Source organism: Hymenobacter antarcticus (assembly GCF_039539545.1).
Lineage (GTDB): Bacteria > Bacteroidota > Bacteroidia > Cytophagales > Hymenobacteraceae > Hymenobacter > Hymenobacter antarcticus.
Genome location: NZ_BAABDI010000017.1, coordinates 87587 through 106620 on the forward strand (window position 1 = coordinate 87587; position 19034 = coordinate 106620).

At 61.6% G+C, this 19034-nt stretch carries 19 protein-coding genes; 11 read left to right on the forward strand and 8 right to left on the reverse strand.

Annotation, left to right across the window (positions count from 1 at the left end; translation table 11 throughout):
• Nucleotides 1–56 precede the first annotated feature (56 nt).
• The 3 genes from ABD819_RS13055 to ABD819_RS13065 all read left to right on the forward strand — a co-directional run bounded on the left by ABD819_RS13055 (nucleotide 57) and on the right by ABD819_RS13065 (nucleotide 3989).
• Entirely contained in the window at nucleotides 57–1130 is a 1074-nt protein-coding gene (locus ABD819_RS13055; protein WP_345125031.1) for a tetratricopeptide repeat protein, read from the forward strand.
• A gap of 141 nt (nucleotides 1131–1271) precedes the next feature.
• Complete coding sequence (locus tag ABD819_RS13060; RefSeq protein WP_345125034.1) at nucleotides 1272–3335, forward strand: OmpA family protein; 2064 nt, start codon at nucleotides 1272–1274, stop codon at nucleotides 3333–3335.
• A gap of 318 nt (nucleotides 3336–3653) precedes the next feature.
• Nucleotides 3654–3989, forward strand: a complete 336-nt coding sequence (locus ABD819_RS13065; protein WP_345125037.1) for a hypothetical protein — start codon at nucleotides 3654–3656, stop codon at nucleotides 3987–3989.
• A gap of 14 nt (nucleotides 3990–4003) precedes the next feature.
• Here ABD819_RS13065 and ABD819_RS13070 read toward each other — a convergent pair whose 3' ends face one another.
• Nucleotides 4004–5482 (reverse strand): hypothetical protein, encoded by a 1479-nt coding sequence (locus ABD819_RS13070; protein ID WP_345125038.1) that lies wholly within the window; start codon nucleotides 5480–5482, stop codon nucleotides 4004–4006.
• 414 nt (nucleotides 5483–5896) lie between these two features.
• Here ABD819_RS13070 and ABD819_RS13075 point away from each other — a divergent pair, with 414 nt between their 5' ends.
• From ABD819_RS13075 to ABD819_RS13095, 5 genes are all read left to right on the forward strand, one after another.
• Complete coding sequence (locus ABD819_RS13075; protein ID WP_345125041.1) at nucleotides 5897–6307, forward strand: hypothetical protein; 411 nt, start codon at nucleotides 5897–5899, stop codon at nucleotides 6305–6307.
• A 62-nt stretch (nucleotides 6308–6369) separates the two neighbouring features.
• Nucleotides 6370–8133 (forward strand): ABC transporter substrate-binding protein, encoded by a 1764-nt coding sequence (locus tag ABD819_RS13080; RefSeq protein ID WP_345125044.1) that lies wholly within the window; start codon nucleotides 6370–6372, stop codon nucleotides 8131–8133.
• Nucleotides 8134–8136: 3 nt separating this feature from the next.
• Complete coding sequence (locus ABD819_RS13085) at nucleotides 8137–9204, forward strand: ABC transporter permease subunit (protein WP_345125046.1); 1068 nt, start codon at nucleotides 8137–8139, stop codon at nucleotides 9202–9204.
• Entirely contained in the window at nucleotides 9192–10169 is a 978-nt protein-coding gene (locus tag ABD819_RS13090) for an ABC transporter permease (RefSeq protein ID WP_345125047.1), read from the forward strand. Before ABD819_RS13085 ends, ABD819_RS13090 begins: the two co-directional genes overlap by 13 nt.
• Nucleotides 10170–10539: 370 nt before the next feature.
• Nucleotides 10540–10743: a hypothetical protein gene (locus tag ABD819_RS13095; protein WP_345125049.1), complete on the forward strand. Its 204-nt coding sequence runs from the start codon at nucleotides 10540–10542 to the stop codon at nucleotides 10741–10743.
• Nucleotides 10744–10907: 164 nt separating this feature from the next.
• Here the strand turns inward: ABD819_RS13095 and ABD819_RS13100 are convergent, their stop codons facing one another.
• The 7 genes from ABD819_RS13100 to ABD819_RS13130 form a co-directional block, all read right to left on the reverse strand.
• Nucleotides 10908–11816, reverse strand: a complete 909-nt coding sequence (locus ABD819_RS13100) for an SDR family oxidoreductase (RefSeq protein ID WP_345125051.1) — start codon at nucleotides 11814–11816, stop codon at nucleotides 10908–10910.
• A 35-nt stretch (nucleotides 11817–11851) separates the two neighbouring features.
• The gene (locus ABD819_RS13105) at nucleotides 11852–12502 is read right to left on the reverse strand and encodes a peptidylprolyl isomerase (protein WP_345125053.1); all 651 of its coding nucleotides are present in this window, start codon (nucleotides 12500–12502) and stop codon (nucleotides 11852–11854) included.
• Nucleotides 12503–12620: 118 nt separating this feature from the next.
• A complete protein-coding gene (hemC, locus tag ABD819_RS13110) occupies nucleotides 12621–13553 on the reverse strand; it encodes a hydroxymethylbilane synthase (protein WP_345125055.1) in 933 nt (310 codons plus the stop codon).
• A 76-nt stretch (nucleotides 13554–13629) separates the two neighbouring features.
• The gene (locus ABD819_RS13115; protein ID WP_345125057.1) at nucleotides 13630–14766 is read right to left on the reverse strand and encodes a DNA polymerase III subunit; all 1137 of its coding nucleotides are present in this window, start codon (nucleotides 14764–14766) and stop codon (nucleotides 13630–13632) included.
• The gene (locus ABD819_RS13120; protein ID WP_345125059.1) at nucleotides 14766–15194 is read right to left on the reverse strand and encodes a hypothetical protein; all 429 of its coding nucleotides are present in this window, start codon (nucleotides 15192–15194) and stop codon (nucleotides 14766–14768) included. The genes ABD819_RS13115 and ABD819_RS13120 overlap by 1 nt, the downstream gene beginning before the upstream one ends.
• Nucleotides 15195–15196: 2 nt before the next feature.
• On the reverse strand, nucleotides 15197–16417 hold the full coding sequence (locus ABD819_RS13125; protein ID WP_345125061.1) for a GlmU family protein: 1221 nt from the start codon (nucleotides 16415–16417) through the stop codon (nucleotides 15197–15199).
• Nucleotides 16418–16587: 170 nt separating this feature from the next.
• Complete coding sequence (locus tag ABD819_RS13130; RefSeq protein ID WP_168672421.1) at nucleotides 16588–16857, reverse strand: type B 50S ribosomal protein L31; 270 nt, start codon at nucleotides 16855–16857, stop codon at nucleotides 16588–16590.
• 203 nt (nucleotides 16858–17060) lie between these two features.
• On the opposite strand from ABD819_RS13130, the gene ABD819_RS13135 reads away from it, so the two are divergent.
• The 3 genes from ABD819_RS13135 to ABD819_RS13145 all read left to right on the forward strand — a co-directional run bounded on the left by ABD819_RS13135 (nucleotide 17061) and on the right by ABD819_RS13145 (nucleotide 18949).
• On the forward strand, nucleotides 17061–17519 hold the full coding sequence (locus ABD819_RS13135; RefSeq protein ID WP_345125063.1) for a hypothetical protein: 459 nt from the start codon (nucleotides 17061–17063) through the stop codon (nucleotides 17517–17519).
• A 158-nt stretch (nucleotides 17520–17677) separates the two neighbouring features.
• Nucleotides 17678–18271 carry an RdgB/HAM1 family non-canonical purine NTP pyrophosphatase gene (gene rdgB, locus ABD819_RS13140; protein WP_345125065.1) on the forward strand — a complete coding sequence of 198 codons (594 nt, stop codon included), beginning with the start codon at nucleotides 17678–17680 and terminating at the stop codon, nucleotides 18269–18271.
• 114 nt (nucleotides 18272–18385) lie between these two features.
• Nucleotides 18386–18949 carry a uridine kinase family protein gene (locus ABD819_RS13145; protein ID WP_345125068.1) on the forward strand — a complete coding sequence of 188 codons (564 nt, stop codon included), beginning with the start codon at nucleotides 18386–18388 and terminating at the stop codon, nucleotides 18947–18949.
• The last annotated feature ends 85 nt before the right edge of the window (nucleotides 18950–19034 follow it).

Below are 19034 nucleotides of genomic sequence, written 5' to 3' on the forward strand. Positions count from 1 at the left end.
TCAAAAAATCCAATATCTTCGTTATCTACGCTGCCTGTTCGAAGTATCTTCTGGCTATGATGCAAAATACTCTACTTTTTCTCGTGTTGCTGGGCACGTCCTTCGCCGCGCAGGCGCAGGTTGATACCGTGCGGGCCAGCACCCTGCCCGGCCCGCAGCTGGCCGAGAAAGCCTATAACAGCGGCCTGGCCAGCTTCAACGCCCAAAGCTACCCGGCGGCGCTCCGCAGCTTCGACCAGGCCATTGCCGCCAGGCCCGATTTTGCCGCCGCCTACACCAACCGCGCCGCCACCCGCTACGAGCTGAAAGAATATCCGCAGGCCCTGGCCGACTACGACCAGGCCCTGAAGCTGGAGCCCGGCAACTACGCCGGGTATTTCGGCCGGGCCCGCGCCCACGAGGCCCAGGACCACCTCGCCGAAGCCGAGCAGGACTATTCCGAAGCCTTGAAAGCCAGGCCCGACTACGCGCCGGCCTGGTACAACCGCGGCGTGCTGCGCTTCGAGAAAGGCAGCTATCAGGCCGCCCGCGATGATTTCGACGGGGCCATCAAGGCCGACCCCAAGCTGGCGTATGCCTACCACGACCGCGCCAGCGCCCAGCAGAAACTCAACAACTACGCCGCCGCCACGCAGGATTATACCCAAGCCCTGACTTTGCAGCCCGACCTGCTGCCCGCCCTGCTGAACCGCGCCACCACCGAGCGCCGCACCGGCCAGCTGCCTCAGGCCCTGAAGGACTATGATACCTACCTCGCCCGGAAAACCGACAACGCGCTTGCCTTCAACAACCGGGGCAGCGCCCGCTTCGAAAACAAGGACTACGCGGGCGCTATCGCCGATTTCAGCCAGGCCGTGCAGCTCGACCCGAAGTACGCCTACGCCTGGAACAACCGCGCCGCCGCCCAGCTCAAGCTGGAAAAGTACGCCGATGCCGCCGCCGATGCCAGTGCCGCCATCAAGCTAAAACCGGACTATGCCGAAGCCTACCTCAACCGCGGCCACGCCCGCGAAATGCTCCGCCAGGCCGATGAGGCCTGCCAGGACTGGCGCAAAGCCGCCGAGCTGGGCCTGACCGTGGGCAATAGCTACGCCGCCGCCGCCGGCTGCGCGGGCGAGGCAGCGGAGTAGTTTTTGTCAAACCAGATTTTATAAGAACGTCATGCTGAGCGTAGTCGAAGCATCTCTACTGCACAAGTAATCAAACCAGTTGCAACGAAGCGGTAGAGATGCTTCGGCTACGCTCAGCATGACGTTCTTTTCTCGATGATTATGTCCTTACCTATCCGTCTGCTGTTCCTATTCCTGCTATTCGCCACCCCGGCCCTGCCCGCCGCCGCGCAAAGCACGGCCTTCACCAAAGACAACTTTGGCGACAACAAAGAAGGCTTACGCGAAGCCATGCGCGAGCTGAAGGCCGGCGACGAAGAATACCGCGCCGACCCGCCGCGCTACGCCCAGGCGCTGCCGCACTTTCTGGCCGCCCAGGAATTCAACCCTAACAACGCGGCGCTGAACGTGAAAATCGGCGACTGCTACCTTAACTCCACCACCAAAACCGCCGCCCTGCCCTACCTGCGCAAAGCTGCCAAGCTGGACGTGACGGCCGATGCCCGCACCCACTACCTGCTGGCCCGCGCCCTGCACCTGAGCGCCAAGTGGGCCGAAGCCATTGCCGAATACCAGCAGGCCCAGCCGGTGGGCAGCAACACCCGCAACGGCGACGCCCAATCCCTCACCGCAAACGACTTGCAGCGCCGTATTCTGGAGTGTCGCAACGGTCAGAAGCTGATGGCCCGCCCCACCCGCGTGTTCATCGACAACGCCGGACCGGAGCTAAATTCCTCGGCTTCGGACTACGGCCCGGTGGTATCGGCCGACGAGTCGACCATCCTCATCACCTCGCGCCGGGCGGGCTCGACGGGCGGCAAGAAGGACCCCGAGGGCAACGGCTTTTTCGAAGATATTTACCAGGCCACCTGGCGTGGCAAGGCCTGGAGCGCGGCTACCAACCTGGGCACGCCCGTGAACACCGACGACCACAATGCCACCGTGGGCCTGGCCCCCGATGGCCAGCGCATGCTGGTGTACGCCGGCACCAACGGCGGCGATTTGCTCGAAGCCACCCTCGGCGGCACGACCTGGGACAAGCCCCGCCGCCTCAACAGCCGCATCAACACCAACAGCCACGAAACGTCGGCCAGCTACTCGCCCGATGGCCGGTATCTGTATTTCGTGAGCGACCGGGCAGGCGGTGCGGGCGGCTCCGACATTTACAAGGTGGATTTGGCCGGCAAAAACACGCCCGTGAATCTGGGGCCGGCCATCAACACGGCCTATGGCGAAGAGGGCGTTTTTATGCAGCCCGATGGCAAAAATATGTTTTTCTCCTCGGAAGGCCACAACTCGATGGGCGGCTACGACATCTTCAAATCGGTGCTGGAAAACGGCAAGTGGAGCGAGCCGGAGAACCTCGGCTGGCCTATCAATACGCCCGACGATGACGTGTTTTTCGTGACCTCGGCCTCGGGGCGGCATGGCTACTACTCCAGCGACCGGCCTGGCGGCCTGGGCGCGAAGGACATCTACCGCATCACCTTCCTCGGCCCCGAAAAACAGCCCGTGCTGAGCGAGGAGGACCAATTACTGGCCTCGCGCCTGGCTCCGGTGAAGCAAACCGTGCTGGCCCCCGCCGTGGCCGTGGCCACCGCCCAGGTCACCATCCTGAAAGGCACCGTGACCGACGATGCCACCCACCAGCCGCTGGACGCGGCCATCGACCTCGTCGACAACACCAGCGGCCAGACTATTGCCAACTTTCGCAGCAACGCGACTTCGGGCAAATACCTCGTGAGTCTGCCTTCGGGCACCAACTACGGCATTGTGGTGCGGCAGGACGGCTACCTGTTCCACTCCGAGAACTTCGACCTGCCCGCCGGCGCGGCCTTTGCCGAAGTGGTGAAAGACATTCCGCTGAAACGGCTGGAAATAGGCACCACCATCGTGCTGCGTAATATTTTCTTCGATACCGGCAAGGCGACATTGCGCCCCGAAAGCACCGCCGAACTGGAGCGCCTGCAAAAGCTCCTCACCGAAACGCCCGCCCTGAAGCTGGAAATGGCCGGCCACACCGACGACGTGGGCGAAGCCGCCATGAACCAGGACCTCAGCCAGCGCCGCGCCCAGGCCGTGGTCACCTACCTCACGCAGCACGGCGTCGCGGCGGCCCGCCTCACGGCGGCCGGCTACGGCGAAACGAAGCCGGAGGTACCCAACACCACCAAGGGCAACCGCCAGCTCAACCGCCGCACCGAGTTTAAAGTAACGGCTAAGTAGAAGCATTACAGCGGTTTCCAGGTCTATGTACAGAGTTGAGAGTTAAAAGTTAAAGCTCAGACATAGGGGGTTTTAACTTTTAACTCTCAACTTTTAACTGTTTTCAAAAATGTACGCCGACTCGGAAACTGCTCTAGAGAAGACATTATTGTCGAGCAAAACCCCGATTTCACCGCGCCGTCGGCCGCGATAATCGGAATACCAGCCGCCAGTAAATCAGGCACTCTACCTTGCGGCACCAACCGACTGCTGAGTTAGTCGGACGTGCTCTGCTGCTGGAAACTACTTCTCCGCTACTTACACCTTCGCCGCCTGGGCTTGCTGCTGCTGGCGCTACTGGCGCTGCTGCTGTTCTGGGCGCGGCCCGCCGCTGCGCAGCAGGCGTACCTACGCCAGTTTGGGCCGACGGAGGGTTTCCAGCCGCCGTTTGTGTACGCGCTGCTGCAGGACCGGCAGGGCTACCCTTGGCTGGGTACCGGCGATGGGCTGGTGCGCTACGACGGCTCCCGCTTCGTCACCTTCACCACCAAAGAGGGGCTGGCCGAGGACTTTGTGGTGTCGCTGCGCGAAGAGCCCGCCACCGGCCAGCTGTGGGTAGGTCATTACCAGGGCGGTATATCGGTGAAAATGGCAGCCGCTGGCTTTTTCTCCTAAAGCTGTTGGCAGGGCTACTCACCGGCCTCAGCGGCCACGGGTGGGCCGTCGCGCAGCAGGCCCAGCACCAGCGCCCACAGGTGCTCGTAGGGAATGATTTCGACTTCCGCGAAAGCTTCGCCAGGGGGCGGCGTGTCCTTCAGCTGTTGCAGCAGGGTCTGGCCGCGCGCCGCCGCCTTGCCCGCGTCGAAGTTCTTTTCCACAATCACCTGCAACAGGCGCAGAAACAAGCGGCTGCGCAGCATGGTGGCTTCGTTGAGGTGGCGCTGCTGGTACTTGCGCAGGCTTTCGAGGCGCATCAGCACTTCTTCCAGGCGGCGCTCGCGCAGGAAATACAGCACCTGCAGCACCAAAATAGCCACGTTGTGGCCGCGCTTGTCGCGGCTGTACTCGGGCAATTGCAGCACCCACTGGGCCATCTGGCGTTGCCGGGGCGTGAGCACGCGCTGGGGGGGCAGCACAAAATCGATGTATGATTTATACAAGTCCCAGCGCTCCAGCGCGGCCGCCCGCTGCATTGGGTAAACCGGGTTTTTGCTGATTGCCAAATGCAGCAGCTGGGCCCGCTCATACTGCTGAGCGTGCAGGGCCAGCAGCACATGGTGCTCCTCAAAGTAGAGCCAGTTGATGGACGACTGATGAAAATCCCGCACGTATTGCTCGGCCAGGTGCAGGCCCTGCACCGGCTGCCGGCCGCGCAGGTAGGCATAAATGCTCATGAAGTGGTTGAAGCGGATATCAAACCGCCGGGCGTTGAGCTTGCCATCGCGCAGGCGCCGCGAGGCCGCCGCCGTAGCCTTTATAATTTCCTGGTAGTTGCCCTGCTGCTCCTCATACGCCAGCCGCAGGCGGTACAGAATATTGAAGGTGGTGAAGCTGCGCGCCCGCCGGTTCAGGGTTTCAACCTGCGCGATGCGGTCGGGGAGCAGCGCCAGCACGGCCCGGCGGGCAGCCACCGTCCCGCTGAGGGTCAGCTGCGTATCGGCAAACAGCTGCTCGGCTTCGTCCTCCCAGGCTAGCACCTGCTGGGCCCGCACCAGCACTTTAGTTACCTTCTTATACGGAATGGGCTGCCGCTGCTCCATGTAGAGGTTGCGCAACATGCGGGCGCTTTGCACGGCATACTGCGTGAACTCGCCCGCCTCGGCCAGCCGCAGACACCGCAGCAGCAGCCGTTCCGAGAGCTTGTATTCGCGCTCGGCGTACAGAATACTCACTTTGTGCAGCAAGTCCAGGCACTCCAGCTCATAGCGGCGCGACACCAGGTGGCGCGGGTCGGAATGGTCCAGGAAATACAGGTGGTTCAGCAGCTTGACCCGCACCCGCGACTGCAGTTTCTGGAGCGTGCGCACGTTGGTGGTCGTGGCTTTGCCATATAGTGTCTTCACCACCTGGAGCAGCGTAGCCTCCGGGGCCTTCACCAGCGCCTCCACAAATTGACTTTCCTTGTTCGATTGCCGGCCGTGCAGGTCCAGTACCGGCAAAACAGCCAAGCTACGCGATGTCACAATTCGCGCCAAATTCGCAATTTCATTCATTATAAAAAGCGTAAAGCGGCACGTATGGGGGTATCTTCAAAAAATAACCTGCAAAAACCGATGTCACAAAACCAGGCATTCTTTCCTTTTCTTAGTCCTGGTGTCGTCGCGACCTTTGTATTGTGGCAAAGAATGCCCGTTTTGGGCGTTTAATGTCACAATTTGACTCGTTTTTTCGAAACTCTCAAAAAATAAAGTCTACTAATAACCTACGAAGGCTGATTAATATTTTATTTCTTTTTTTAATTACTCAAATTATATTTTATATACAAGTCGCTTTTAACGCAACATTGTCCTTTTATGCGCCTGGAGAAGGCTTCAACTTTGTGTCAATCAAACACCTGACACACAGTTTAACCCTTCTCAATCGTGCTAAATATCCTCGCCTTCGCTCTGCTCCAGTTCGCTAGCCTCAACGCCAACGCGACTCACAAAACCGGTACTGCACAGGTACCAACAACTGAAATCAGCACGACGACCAACCTTATCGGCGGCAGCAGCGGCTGGGGTGGCGACATCGCCGCTGGCGGCAGCAGCGGCTGGGGCGGCGACATCGCCGTTGGCGGCAGCAGCGGCTGGGGTGGCGACATCGCCGCTGGCGGCAGCAGCGGCTGGGGTGGCGACATCGCCGCTGGCGGCAGCAGCGGCTGGGGCGGCGACATCGCCGTTGGCGGCAGCAGCGGCTGGGGTGGCGACATCGCCGCTGGCGGCAGCAGCGGCTGGGGCGGCGACATTGCCGTTGGCGGCAGCAGCGGCTGGGGTGGCGACATTGCCGCTTAGATATCCGTCAATGCTTTGTACTTATCTTGCTGCCGACCCACGATTAAGGAGGCTCCAGATAAGTGTCCCGACCAAAGCACCATTTTCTGATTATCACGCTGCTTTTTACCGCGGTAATCAGCTGTCTGCAAGGCTGTAAATCCAAGGATAGCCAAGCCGAAGCTATTCGCATACGCTGGGCCCACGACCCGGAAACGCTGGACCCGATGCAGCAGCCCAATCCGGCGGCTTTCGATGCCAATAACCTGCTCGCCCTCAGCCTGCTTCAGGTCGATGCACCGAAGCACGCCTATGCTCCCGCGCTGGCCGAATCATTGCCATCGGTTCAATTGGTTGGCGACTCTTTGATGCGGTTGAATTATCGCATCCGGCCGGCGGCTACCTGGGATGATGGCCGGCCGGTACAGGCCCGCGATGTGGAATTTAGCCTCAAGCTCATGTTCTGCCCGGGCCTGCCCAACGAGAATATCCGAAACCACTACCGTTTCGTGCAGGCCGTGCTCGCAGACCCTAAGTCGCCGCAACACTTTACGATGGTTTGCCAAGGGCAGGCTCCGGAATACGTCCACGCCTCGGGCGACTTCTTTGTGCAGTCTGAAGCAGCAATCGACCCTCAGGGGGAATTGCGACGCTACTCGCTGGCGGAGCTGCAGCGCCGCGCCGCTGCCGCTCCGGCCGATTCGGGCCTGCAAGCCGTGGCGCACCGCTACCTGGCCATGGGCACCACGGCACCGGGAGCCTGGCCGGGCTGCGGCCCCTACCAGCTCACGCAGTGGAAAAAAGACCGGTACCTGCGCTTTCGGCGCAAGGCTAAGTGGTGGGCCGACCAATTGCAGCCCGTGCCCTTTGTGCTGCGGGCGCAGCCTAAGCAGCTCGATTTTGCCATTATTCCCGATGCGGCTACGGCTACGCTGGCGCTGCGGAGCGGCGAGCTCGATGTGTACCCGCACATACCGGCCCGGGAGTTTGCCCGGCTGCGCACCTCAACGGCGGCCCGGGCCGAGCTGCGTTTTTACACGGCGCTTTCCCACGATGTGGTCACGGCGGGCTTCAATACCCGCCGGCCGGTGCTGGCCGATGCCCTCACCCGCCAGGCTTTGAGCCGGTGCTTCGACGCGGCGGCCCTGCTGCGCGCCACGCAGCTGGGCGACGGCCAGCGCACGGTGGGCATCATCAGCCCTTCCGACCGGATTAACTACAACGACAGCCTCCCGCTCATCCCCTTCGATTTGAAAGCCGCCGCCGGCCTGTTGCGCCAGGCGGGCTGGCGCCGCACCACCGGTCCGGCCGGGGGCTGGTACCGGCCGGGGCCCCGCACCACGCAGCAACACCTGCAGCTGAGGGTGCGCTACCGCACCAGCGAAGAGATATATGCCACCGTGGCGCTGCAGTTTCGGGCAGCAGCGGCGGAACTGGGCATCCCGGTGCTGCTTCAGCCCACGGAGGCGGGCGCTTTTTCGCAGGCGCTGCAGGAAGGCGACTTCGATGTGTACGTACGAATGCTGAAAGGCAACCCGTTTGTATTCAATTTTATACCGATTTTACATACCCTGGGTGTCGGGGCGGGCAACGCCACGGGCCACAGCTCGCCCGTTGCCGACCGGCTCATCGAAGCCATTGCGAAAGCCGACAGTGACAGTCGCCGGGCGCAGTTGCTACGTCGCTTTCAGGCCCTCATGCAGCAGGAAGCTCCCTTGGTTCCACTCTTCTTTCTTCCCACCCGCGTAGCGGCCGGCCGCGGCCTCACCGGCCTGCACGTCAACAGCCTCAAGCCCGGCTACACGGCTGCTACTATTGAGCGGGCCACCAACACCCCACTTCCTTAGCGCATGAGCTGGCTGGTATTGTGGCGTCTGGCCCGGACGGGGCTGGCGGTGTGGGCACTGGCCTCGGGCGTATTCCTGCTGAGCCACCACGACCTGGGCGTAGCCGCCCGCCTCGCTGCCCCCGACGCGGCCGACCTGCCCCTGAGTGGCGGCGCACCCACTACGGCCGCTCAGCAGCAGGCTACCATCCTGGCCATTCGCCAGCGCCTTGGCGCGGGCCTGCCGCTTTTCTACGTGAGCCGCCCCCCGGCCGCGCACCCGCGGCAATGGCACTGGAACGGCCGGCGCAACCAGTACCACCGCTGGGCTACCGCGCTGCTGCATGGCAACCTGGGCACCTCCTTCCGAACGGGCCGAGCCGTGACCGCCCAATTGGGCCAGGCCCTGGCCCTGACGCTGCCCCTCACCGGCACGGCGGCGGTGTTGGCGGTGCTGGCGGCAATTTTCCTGGCCCGCCGCCTGGCGGCTGGCCCCTGGTGGCAGCGGCCCGTGCGGGCCGCGCTGGCGGCGCTGCATGCGCTGCCGCTATTTCTGGTGGCGCTGGTCTTGCTCCTATTGCTGGCCAATCCGGAAGCCTTGGACTGGTTTCCGGCTTATGGTTTCGACCAGGCGCTGGAGGCTGATTCCGGCTTCTGGACCCGCGTCACTACCTATGCGCTGCACCTGGCCCTGCCCGTCACGGCGCTGGTTATTACCGCCCTGCCGGAGCTGACGCTACAGCTCGACGCCGCGCTCCGCCACGAGCTACGCACCGACTACGCCACCACCGCCCGCGCCAAGGGCTTAGCCGAAAAGGCCGTTATTCGGCACCACGCCTTTCGCAATGCCCTGCTGCCCACCCTCACGCAAGTGGCTGAGCTGCTGCCGGCGCTGGTAGCGGGGGCGGTAGTTGTCGAAGTCGTGTTTGCCTTGCCGGGCATGGGAAGCCTGCTGGCCACCGCCGCCGCCGCCCGCGACTATCCGGTGCTGGTAGGTGGCGTGCTGCTCACGGGCACGGCGCGGCTGTTGGCGCTGCTGCTGGCCGACTTACTCTATTTCTGGGCCGACCCGCGCATCCGTTGGCACGCTTAGGCTCCGCGTCGCACCCATGGCCGCACCGGGCGGCCTGCGGTTGGCTGGCGCTGGTGGCGCTGGCCGCATTGCTGGCCGGGGTGCTGCCCCTGCCCTACCTGCCCGGCGTGCCCGACCTGGCCCACGTGGCCCAGCCGCCCGGTACCGCCAGTGGGCACTGGCTGGGCACCGACCCCCAGGGGCGCGATGTACTGAGCGTACTCGTATTTGGGGCCCGCACGGCCGTGCTGCTAACCCTGCCCGCCGCCGTACTGTCGGCGCTGCTGGGGGCCCTGGCGGGCGGGGCGGCCGGGTTTTGGGGCAATAAGGCCCGCCTGCCCGTGCCCTACTGGCTGCTGGCGGCCAGTGGCGCGTGGTGGGCCCTGCGCCTGCCCATGCCGGGCGTAGCCCTGGCACTAGCTGCCGGAGGATTGGGCGTGGCGGCACTGGCCAGATTGCAACAACGCGCTTTTCCTACTTGGCCCGTGCCCATCAATGCCGTAGTCATGGGCACAGCCACCACCCTCGACACCATTCCCCGCTTGATACTGGTGGTAGCCGTGGCCGCCGGGGCGGGGCTGTCATCCGGGGCACTGCTGGGGCTGCTCACGCTCACGGCCTGGCCGCACCCGGCCCGGCTGGTACGGGCTCAGATGCTGCGAACCCGGGAATTGCCCTTCGTGGAAGCGGCTCACGCGGCCGGCTTGCCAGCTTTTCGGGTCTGGTTCCGGCACGCGTTGCCCCACGCGTCGCAGCCCCTGCGCACGGCCATGCCCCTCAGCGTAGCCGGTCTGCTGGGCCTGGAAAGTACGCTCTCGTTTTTGGGCGTTGGCTTGTCTCCGGAGGTAGCCAGCTGGGGGCGACTACTCGGGACGGTGCGCGAAGAGCCTACTGCCTGGTGGCTGTTTTTTTTACCGGGCATTTGTCTCACATTCACCATTATAAGCCTTATTCAACTGAGCCGCCGGCCAAGCGTTTCGGCCTGATACCACCGGATTATTCCCCTTGATAAAGGCAGCGCTTAGGTACCAGCTTTTATTCAATCCCTCCGATATTACAGATGTCGCAAATCACCTGTTTTTTTGCGTATGGATTTTTACAAATTCACTGAAGCAATATTATGCAAGCAATTTAAAACCAATGATTTACTATAATCAAGAGGCAATAATACGCTAAAATAAATATTATTTTTACATGAGCAATTAGACTTTTTTGTCAATAATAGCTTTTTTTCGATGTCGCAATTTCAGCTATAGTGTCCTTTTTTGGGGTATGACACGACAGTAATATTGCATTGGCTTCCAGGAACCCCCCATTTCATGACGGGCTGGCATGCTCTTTTACCTACCCGTAGTCATGTACCTCTTAGTTTATCCATCCCTGAGCGCGCCGCGCCGCCCCAAAACATCCAATCAGGCTGTTCGCCCCATTTCTGTGGGAGTTGACTTCGTAACGCCCGATGGTATGATAGTGCCCCGCGCGCTGGGCGAGGCAGCCCTGCTGGGCCACACGGCCGTGCTGGTAGGCGGCCTGCTGGTAGGTATCTGGCCCCAATCGTAATTGTTATTTTCCTTCCACTATTTCCCGTCCCAATTCCTTAAACCCCACAGCTGCTCTAACCCCATCTACCAATTCAGTATACTATAGCTACCCCATTCAGTATCTACTACTCACTAGCTACCCTCGTTGAGTTTAACCCGCCGTCTATCCCGGTGGGTTTTTTTTTACCCCTTGGTGTCACTTTGAGTTCCGACGAGGGCAATGCCTTCGGCAAAAGTGTGGGGCTGGTAGCCTAGTTCGCGCCGGGCTTTATCGATGAGAAACCCGGTGCGGGCCGGTCGCCGGGCCGGCTGCGAAAACGTGCTGGCATCGACTTTCTCAATCAGCCCGGCATCGAGACCAAAGTAGTCGGCCACGCGCAGGGCCATAGCATAAGGCGTGAGCAGCTCCTCGGAGCTGAGGTGATAAATGCCCCGCGCGGCTTGCCGGGCCAGCAGCCAGCAGCCCTGGGCCAGGTCTTCGGCCAGGGTAGGCGTGCGCCACTGGTCGCTCACTACTTTGATGGGCTTGCCGGCGCGCAGTGAATCGCGCACCCAAAGCACGAGGTTGGTGCGGCCGTAGCGGTGGGCCACGCCATACACCAGCACGGTGCGGGCAATGGCCCAGCGGCCCGCGCTGGCCTGCACCAGCTGCTCGGCGGCCAGCTTGCTTTCGCCGTAGAAATTGATGGGCGCGGGCACGGCATCTTCCGCCAGCGGGCCCGCCGCGCCGCTGAAGATAAAGTCGGTGCTGAGGTGCGTGAGGTGAATAGCGTGCCGGGCGCAGGCGGCCACCAGGTTGGCGACGGCCGTCACGTTCTGGAGCCAGCAGGCCGCGTGGTCGAGCTCGCACTCGTCCACGTTGGTCATGGCCGCGGTGTGGATAACGTGGGTGGGCCGCTCGTAGCCCAGCACCTGCTCCACCTGGGCAGCATCGGTCACATCGAGCGCTACGAAATGCAGGTCGGGATAAAGCTCAGCCAGCCGGTTGGTACCGCGCGAGGTGGCCACGAGGCGTACGCCCGGCTGCTCGCGCAATAGCGCCACCAGCTTCTGGCCCAGCAAGCCATTGGAACCGGTGAGCAGAATCTTCATTTTTCAGGTGGGCGCTGGGCCCCGTTGGCCGGGCCTTACTGGTATTTGTAGCCGTAGAGCTTGGTGATTTTTTTCCGCTTGAGCTTTTCCACCTTCACGGTCATTTTCACGTCGGCGGTGGGGCGGTCGCGGCCGTCTTTCGGCACTTTGACTATTTTGTCGATAACATCCAGGCCCTGAATTACCTGACCGAAAACGGTGTACATGCCGTCGAGGAAGTGGGTGCCATCGTGGTTTTCGACCAGGTAAAACTGGGTGCTGCTGCTGGGCGTGCCGGCCGGGCCGCCCATGCGGGCGGCGGCCACGGCGCCGTAGTTGTGCTGGTGGCCGGGGCCGAGCTCGGCCGGGGTAGTGCCTTCGCTGGGCTGGCCCAGGCCATCGTTGCTGGGGTCGGCATCCTTGGTGTTGGTGTCGCCGCCCTGAATCATGAAGCCATCGATGACGCGGTGAAAGGTGGTGCCGTTGTAGCCCCCGCTTTGGGCGCGCTTCAGGAAATTGGCCTTGTGCAACGGCGTGTCATCGAACAAGATGAGGCGAATAGTGCCCTGGGGCGTGCTGATGGTCACGACTTCGTCCTTGCTGCTTTTTTTGGCGGGCTTATCGGGCTTGGCAGCGGCGAATACGGGGCCAGCCAGCCATAACAAGGCCAGGAGCCACAGCCCGGCGCGGCTAATTTTTGGAGTCATTGCGGGTATATTTTGGAGCGGGTGGAAAACAAAAATAGCGTTATTTGTCCTGAGGCGGCAACCCGCTCCGGGCACGGGCAGGCTGCGGGCCGCCGGAACGCACCGCCGCCGGCGAGTTCTAGCCCCGGTGCTCGCGGATGCTGGCCAGGATTTCGCGCCCCCCGCGCCCCAGCACGGCATCGGCCACCGATACGCCCAGTGCATGGGCTTCGGCGGCCGTTTCCACCGTCTGGATTTCCTCCACGTACTCCTCGCCGCTCAGGCTGATGAGGCCGCCGTGCAGGCGCAGGCGGCCGTGGCCATCCAGCCTGGCCAGTGCAAACGACGGAATGCTGCACCCGCCTTCCATGGTGTGCAGAAAGGCGCGCTCGGCCAACAGGCAGGTGTGGGTATCAGCGTGGTCGAGGGCGGCTTTGAGGCGGGCTTTCAGGTCGTCGCCCAGGCTGGCGGCGCACTCGATGGCGATGCTGCCCTGGCCGGTGGCGGGCACAAACTGGTCGGCGGGCAGCGTGTGGCGCACCAGGTGCTCGTAGCCCATGCGGTGCACGCCGGCGTAGGCCAGCACCAGGGCGTCAAACTGGCCTTCTTCGAGCTTGCGCAGGCGGGTCTGGAGGTTGCCGCGGGCTTCGGCGGTGCTGGCGTTGGGGTAGAAGCGGCGCAGCTGGGCCTTGCGGCGGGTGCTGCTGGTACCCAACACGATACCGGGTTTATCGAGGGAAAAGTTTTCGTCGTAGCTCAGCACCACGTCATTCGCCTGCTCGCGCTCCAGGAAAGCCAGCAGCTCCAGCTCGCGCGGGATGCTGCTTTGCACATCCTTGGCCGAATGCACGGCCAGGTGCGTTTCGCCCCTTAACAAACTGGCTTCCAGCTCTTCGGTAAAAACGCCTTTCGAGCCGATTTTGGCCAGGCTACGGTCCTGCACTGCATCGCCGGTGGTTTGCATGGGCACGATTTCAGTTTCGAAACCGGCCGCTTGCAGCAGGCTGGCAACGTGCTCCGTTTGCCAGAGGGCGAGGCGGCTGGCGCGGGTGGCGAGGCGAATGGGGGTCATAAGAAAAGGATATTTTACTTGATTAAGAACGTCATGTCTCGGCTACGCTCGACATGACGTTCTTAATCCATGACAGTCAGATTTTCAAAAAACCGCCCAGCCGCAGCGAGCTGTCCACGAACACCATTTTGGCGTTGGCATTGCGCTCGATGTGGTAGTGGGCATCGGTCAGCTCTTTGGTGAGCAGGTCGGCATTGCGCGGCGTCACAAACTTGGCAAAGCCAGTAACAAACTGCTGCTCGCCATTGGCCAGATGCGGCACGAATTTCGGGTCGATTCCGAACAGTAACACCTTCCGTATCAAGCCCAGGGAATACGCTAGCAGCTCCTTCTGGTTCTCGCGGCCCAGCTTCTGGAACTCCTCGCTTTTCTTCAGAATATCAGCCGCCTTGCTGCCGTAGTTGAAGCACAGGCGCATCCAGTCGCGAAAAAACTCAAAGTAGTTGTGGTCGGCGTTAGAGTCGCGACTGGCCAGAGCGGCCCCCAGGCTGCCCTCAGCCAGCTGCGCCACCTGGCGGGCTTTGACTTCGGGTACGTGGTACTCGTCGCGCAGGTAGGCGGTGATGTCGTCCTCCGAAAACGGGCGCACCACCACCGGCTGCACCCGGCTGATAATGGTGGGCAGCAGCTGCTCGGGCGCGTGCGAGACAAGCAGGAAAATGGTGGCGGGCGGCGGCTCTTCCAGCAGCTTCAGCACGGCGTTGGCGGCGGCGGGGTGCATGAGCTCGGGCAGCCAGAGAATCACGATTTTGAAACGCGCCTCGAAGGCTTTCAAACTTACCAGTTTCAGGATTTGCACGGCCTCATCCTTGCTGATGTTGCCCTGCTTGTTTTCGGCCCCGATGTACTGCATCCAGTCGTTGAGGCCCTGGTAGGGGTTGTCGAGAATAAATGCTCGCCACTCGGCCATGAACTTGCTGCTCACCGCATCCTTACTCACCGTTTTGGTGGTGGTCACGGGCACGATGAAGTTCAGGTCGGGGTGGGCCAGCTTGGCGTTTTTAGTGCAGGCCGGGCAGTGGCCGCAGCTGTCGTCGGCATCGGCGGCGCGGGCCTCGCAGTTCAGGTATTGGGCGTAGGCGAGGGCCAGGGCCAGCGCCGCGCCGCCCTCCCGGCCCCGAAAGAGCTGGGCGTGCGCCACATGCTGCCGCTGCACCGACTGGCGCAGCAGGTTCTTGACGGCGGTTTGGTTGGGGATTTCGGCGAAGGTCATTATTCAGGTAATAAGTCCAAACGCCAGTCCTTATTCTTTCGCTTTTCTCTCCAGTCCCAATAGGATTCGAAGAAGTCATCGTGTAGAAACTCGCTACCTCCTGCAGCTTCCGCTTCATCAACGAGCATAACCCCACTCCAATCGCCGTGTTCCGGTTCATTGGTTCCATCAATTAAATTCAGCAAACCGAAAACCACTCCGCCAGCGCAGCTAGCAAGCACCTTACGCATAGCTGATTGGAGCACCACGTTGTCTTGCAGCTGCTTTAGCGACTCTTGTTCTTCAGTAGTAAAGCCACCGTTCGGCGGATAGTCAAGCTGGTCGGTTCGACCTTGCAACAAGTCATTGGCACTGCCGGATGCGTATTCCTCAATCAACTGATGAACTGCAAGTAGAAATGTGTGACGGTTTTCTTCGGAGAGTTGCATATCTACCCTTTTACCTTTTCCCAAATTCTATCATCTGCCGTCGCCTCAAACACCACCTTCATAATCTTCTGTTCCACCGCATCGTACGGCAGGTTGCGCCGGGCCATTACCCGCTCGGCCACTTCATTTACTTTGGGCAGCTTGAAGGTTTCGAACCCGGCCGCGCCGCCCCAGCTGAAGCTCGGGATGAAGGTGCGCGGGAAACCGGCCCCGAAAATATTGGCCCCCACGCCCACGACAGTGCCGGTATTGAACATGGTGTTGATGCCGCACTTACTGTGGTCACCCATCATCAGTCCGCAGAAGGTCTGGCCGGTATCTACGAAGCGTTTCTCGACGTGGCTCCAGATTTTGACGGGCGCGTAGTTATTCTTGAGGTTGCTCGTGTTGGTGTCGGCCCCCAGGTTGCACCACTCGCCAATGACCGAGTTGCCGAGATAGCCGTCGTGGCCCTTGTTGGCGTAGCCCAGCAAGATGCTGTTGCCCACCTCGCCGCCCACTTTCGAAAACGGCCCCACCGTATTATCACCGCGCATTTTGGCCCCCGCGTTGATGTGCGAACCTTCGCACAGTGCCAGCGGGCCTTTGATAATAGCCCCCTCGTGCACCTGCGAGTTCTTACCCAGATAAATCGGGCCGTCCTCGGCGTTGAGAATCGCGGCGCGGATTTTCACGCCGGATTCAATGAAGATGTTTTCGGCCCCATATACAATGGTGTGCACGTCATTCACCGGCTGCGAAGTGCGGCCTTTGGTGAGCAGCGCGAAGTCGCGGCGGATTTCCACGCCGTTGCGCAGAAACAAGTGCCACGGCCGGCTTATCACCGTGACCGGCTCCGCTACCTGAATTTCCTCCGTCAATCCATCCTGCACCAGTTCGGCAATGTGCGTGGCATCGGCCAGGTGGGCGGCCACCAGCAGCTCGTCGCAATACAGGCCCTGGCCGGGTTTCAGCGCCTGCACCTGCTTCACCAGCACCTCATCGGGGCACACCGCGCCGTTGATAACCAACGCCGGGCCGGTCACAAAGCCATCGGCGCACACCGGAAACTTGGCCTGCAGATACGGCTGCGTGAGGTAGCCCACAGTGGGCGCGGCCAGGTGCCGCTGCCACTTCTCGGCCAGCGTGAGAATGCCGCAGCGCAGCGCCGCCACGGGCCGCGTGAAGGTGAACGGCAGCAGGTGCGGCCGGATGGCCGGGTCGTCGAAAAGCAGAATGTGCATGTTTTCTGAGCTATTAGCTACTAGCCGTTAGCTGTTAGCTTCTTGTGGAACAGGGCAAATTTACGGCGTCTTGAGTGGCCAAGGGCCACAAAAAAACTCCTTCCGGTAGTGCCGAAAGGAGTTTTCAAAAGCTAACAGCTACTAGCTAAAGGCTAAAAGCTAGAAAGCAGCTATTCTTTGTTGGCGCTGGCCTGCTCTTTCTTGGCGTAGCGGCTGCGGAATTTCTCCACGCGACCGGCCGTGTCGATGAACATGTTTTTGCCGGTGTAGAAGGGGTGCGAAGCGGAGCTAACTTCGATTTTCACCAGCGGGTACGTTTTGCCGTCTTCCATCACAATGGTGTCGGTCGGCTTCATCGTGGAGCGCGTGATGAACTTGAAGTCCGAAGAAGAGTCCTGGAAAACGACTTCCTGGTACTCGGGGTGGGTGTCCTTTTTCATATCGAGGGTGCGGTTTTACCGGTTGAACCCTGCCGATTTTGCGGAAGGGACTGCAAAAGTACAGCTTAGCTCGGAAATACCCAACCCCGGGCCCAACATTTTCCCGCTAACGGGCGCTCTCACCCCGTGCGCCTGAGCTTGTTGGCTTTCCAAAAACGTTGTACATTTGAATCCGGCCCACACTTGGGGCCGCACCGTCGCGCGTGCTGAAACCTGTACTCGTCCGCCGTATTTTTTGCCGTTCGGCCCTCGCCTCGCTGGTGCTGGTACTCTGTAGCGTAGCCGTAGCCGTGGCCACTACCCTCACCCTTTTCACGGCCGCCTACGATGGCACCACCGTGCGGGTGAACTGGGAAGTCAATTCGGAGGTCGACGTGAGTGGTTTTGACTTGTCGCGCAAGGCGTCCAACGAAACCAGCTACACGGCCGTCACCACCGTGATGCCCACCGGCCAGCGCCGCTACCAGTTCACCGACATCAACGTGTACCGCGCCCTGCCCGGCACCAACACCGTGCCCACGCCGGCCGCCGGCAGCGGCCCCTACACCTACCGCCTCCTGGTGCGCGGCCCCAACGGCGACCAGGCCTACCTCACCATCCTGACCGGCACACCCAGCGCCGTGCAGCGCTCGTGGGGCACCATTAAGTCGATGTTCCGGTAGTCGCGCGCCGCTCAACAAAAAGAACGTCATGCTGAGCTTGCCGAAGCATCTCTACCGCGACACTAAATCTGATTAGTTGCGCGGTAGAGATGCTTCGGCAAGCTCAGCATGACGTTCTTTTTGTTGGATACCTTACGTCATCATTCTCCCGCCTGAAAATGCCGCTTCCCGCCCAGCTCTGCTTCGCTTCCAACAACGCCCACAAGCTCGATGAAATCCGCCCGCTGCTGCCGCCCGGCCTCACGCTGCTGAGCCTGGCCGATATCGGCTGCCACGAAGAGCTGCCCGAAACCCAGGACACGCTGGCCGGCAACGCCCGCCAGAAAGCCGAATACGTGCTCCACCATTACGGCGTGGCCTGCTTCGCCGACGATACCGGCCTGGAAGTAACGGCCCTGGGCGGGGCCCCCGGCGTGTACTCGGCGCGCTACGCCGGCCCCCAGCGCCTGGCCCAGGACAACGTGGCCAAGCTGCTGCACGAGCTGACCGGCGCGGCCGACCGCTCGGCCCGCTTCCGCACGGTGGTGGCCCTGGCCGGGGCCGATGGCCCGGTACGCGAGTTCGCGGGCGAGGTGGCCGGGCGCATCACCGAGGAGCTGCGCGGCACGGGCGGCTTCGGCTACGACCCCGTATTTGCCCCTGCCGAGGGCGACGGCCGCACCTTCGCCGAGATGACCGGGGCCGAGAAAAACGCCATCAGCCACCGGGGGCGGGCCGTGGCGGGGCTGCTGGCATTTTTGAATGAGGAATGAGGAATGAGGAATGAGGAATGAGGAATGAGGAAGTTCGAACCGGTTGGCTGATTTTCCAATTCTTCATTCCTCATTATTAATTCTTCATTAAGCGAAGCGTTACCTTTGCCTGCTATGCACACCCCGTATCTAATTGGCATCACCGGCGGCAGCGCCTCTGGCAAAACCACCTTTCTGCGCCGGCTCCTGGCGGCCTTCCCCGAAGAGCAGATTTGCCTGATTTCGCAGGACAATTACTACCACCCCCGCGAGAAGCAGCTGCGCGACGACATGGGCGTGGAAAACTTCGACCTGCCGGCCAGCATCGATGCGGCGGCTTACGCGGCCGACGTGCTCAGCATTAGCCAGGGCCGCGAGGTGCGCCGCCAGGAATACACGTTCAACAACGCCAGCGTGGTACCGCAGGAGCTGGTGTTTCGGCCCGCGCCCATTGTGGTGGTGGAGGGCATTTTCGTGTTTCACTTCGAGGAAATCGCCAAGCTGCTCGACCTCAAGGTCTACATCGATGCCCAGGAGCATGTGAAGCTGCACCGCCGCATTATCCGCGACCGCGACGAGCGGGGCTACGACCTGGCCGATGTGCTCTACCGCTACACCCACCACGTAGCGCCCACCTACGAGCAGTTTATTGCCCCCTACTCTACCCCACGATTTTTACAGTTATTTGATGGTGAGTAACTTGCCTAATCAGCCAGTTCAATAAAGCATCGACCATTCGGGCTATTTTGGTTCCGGTTTTGGCAGCGGGGCGGGTGAGTTGGCG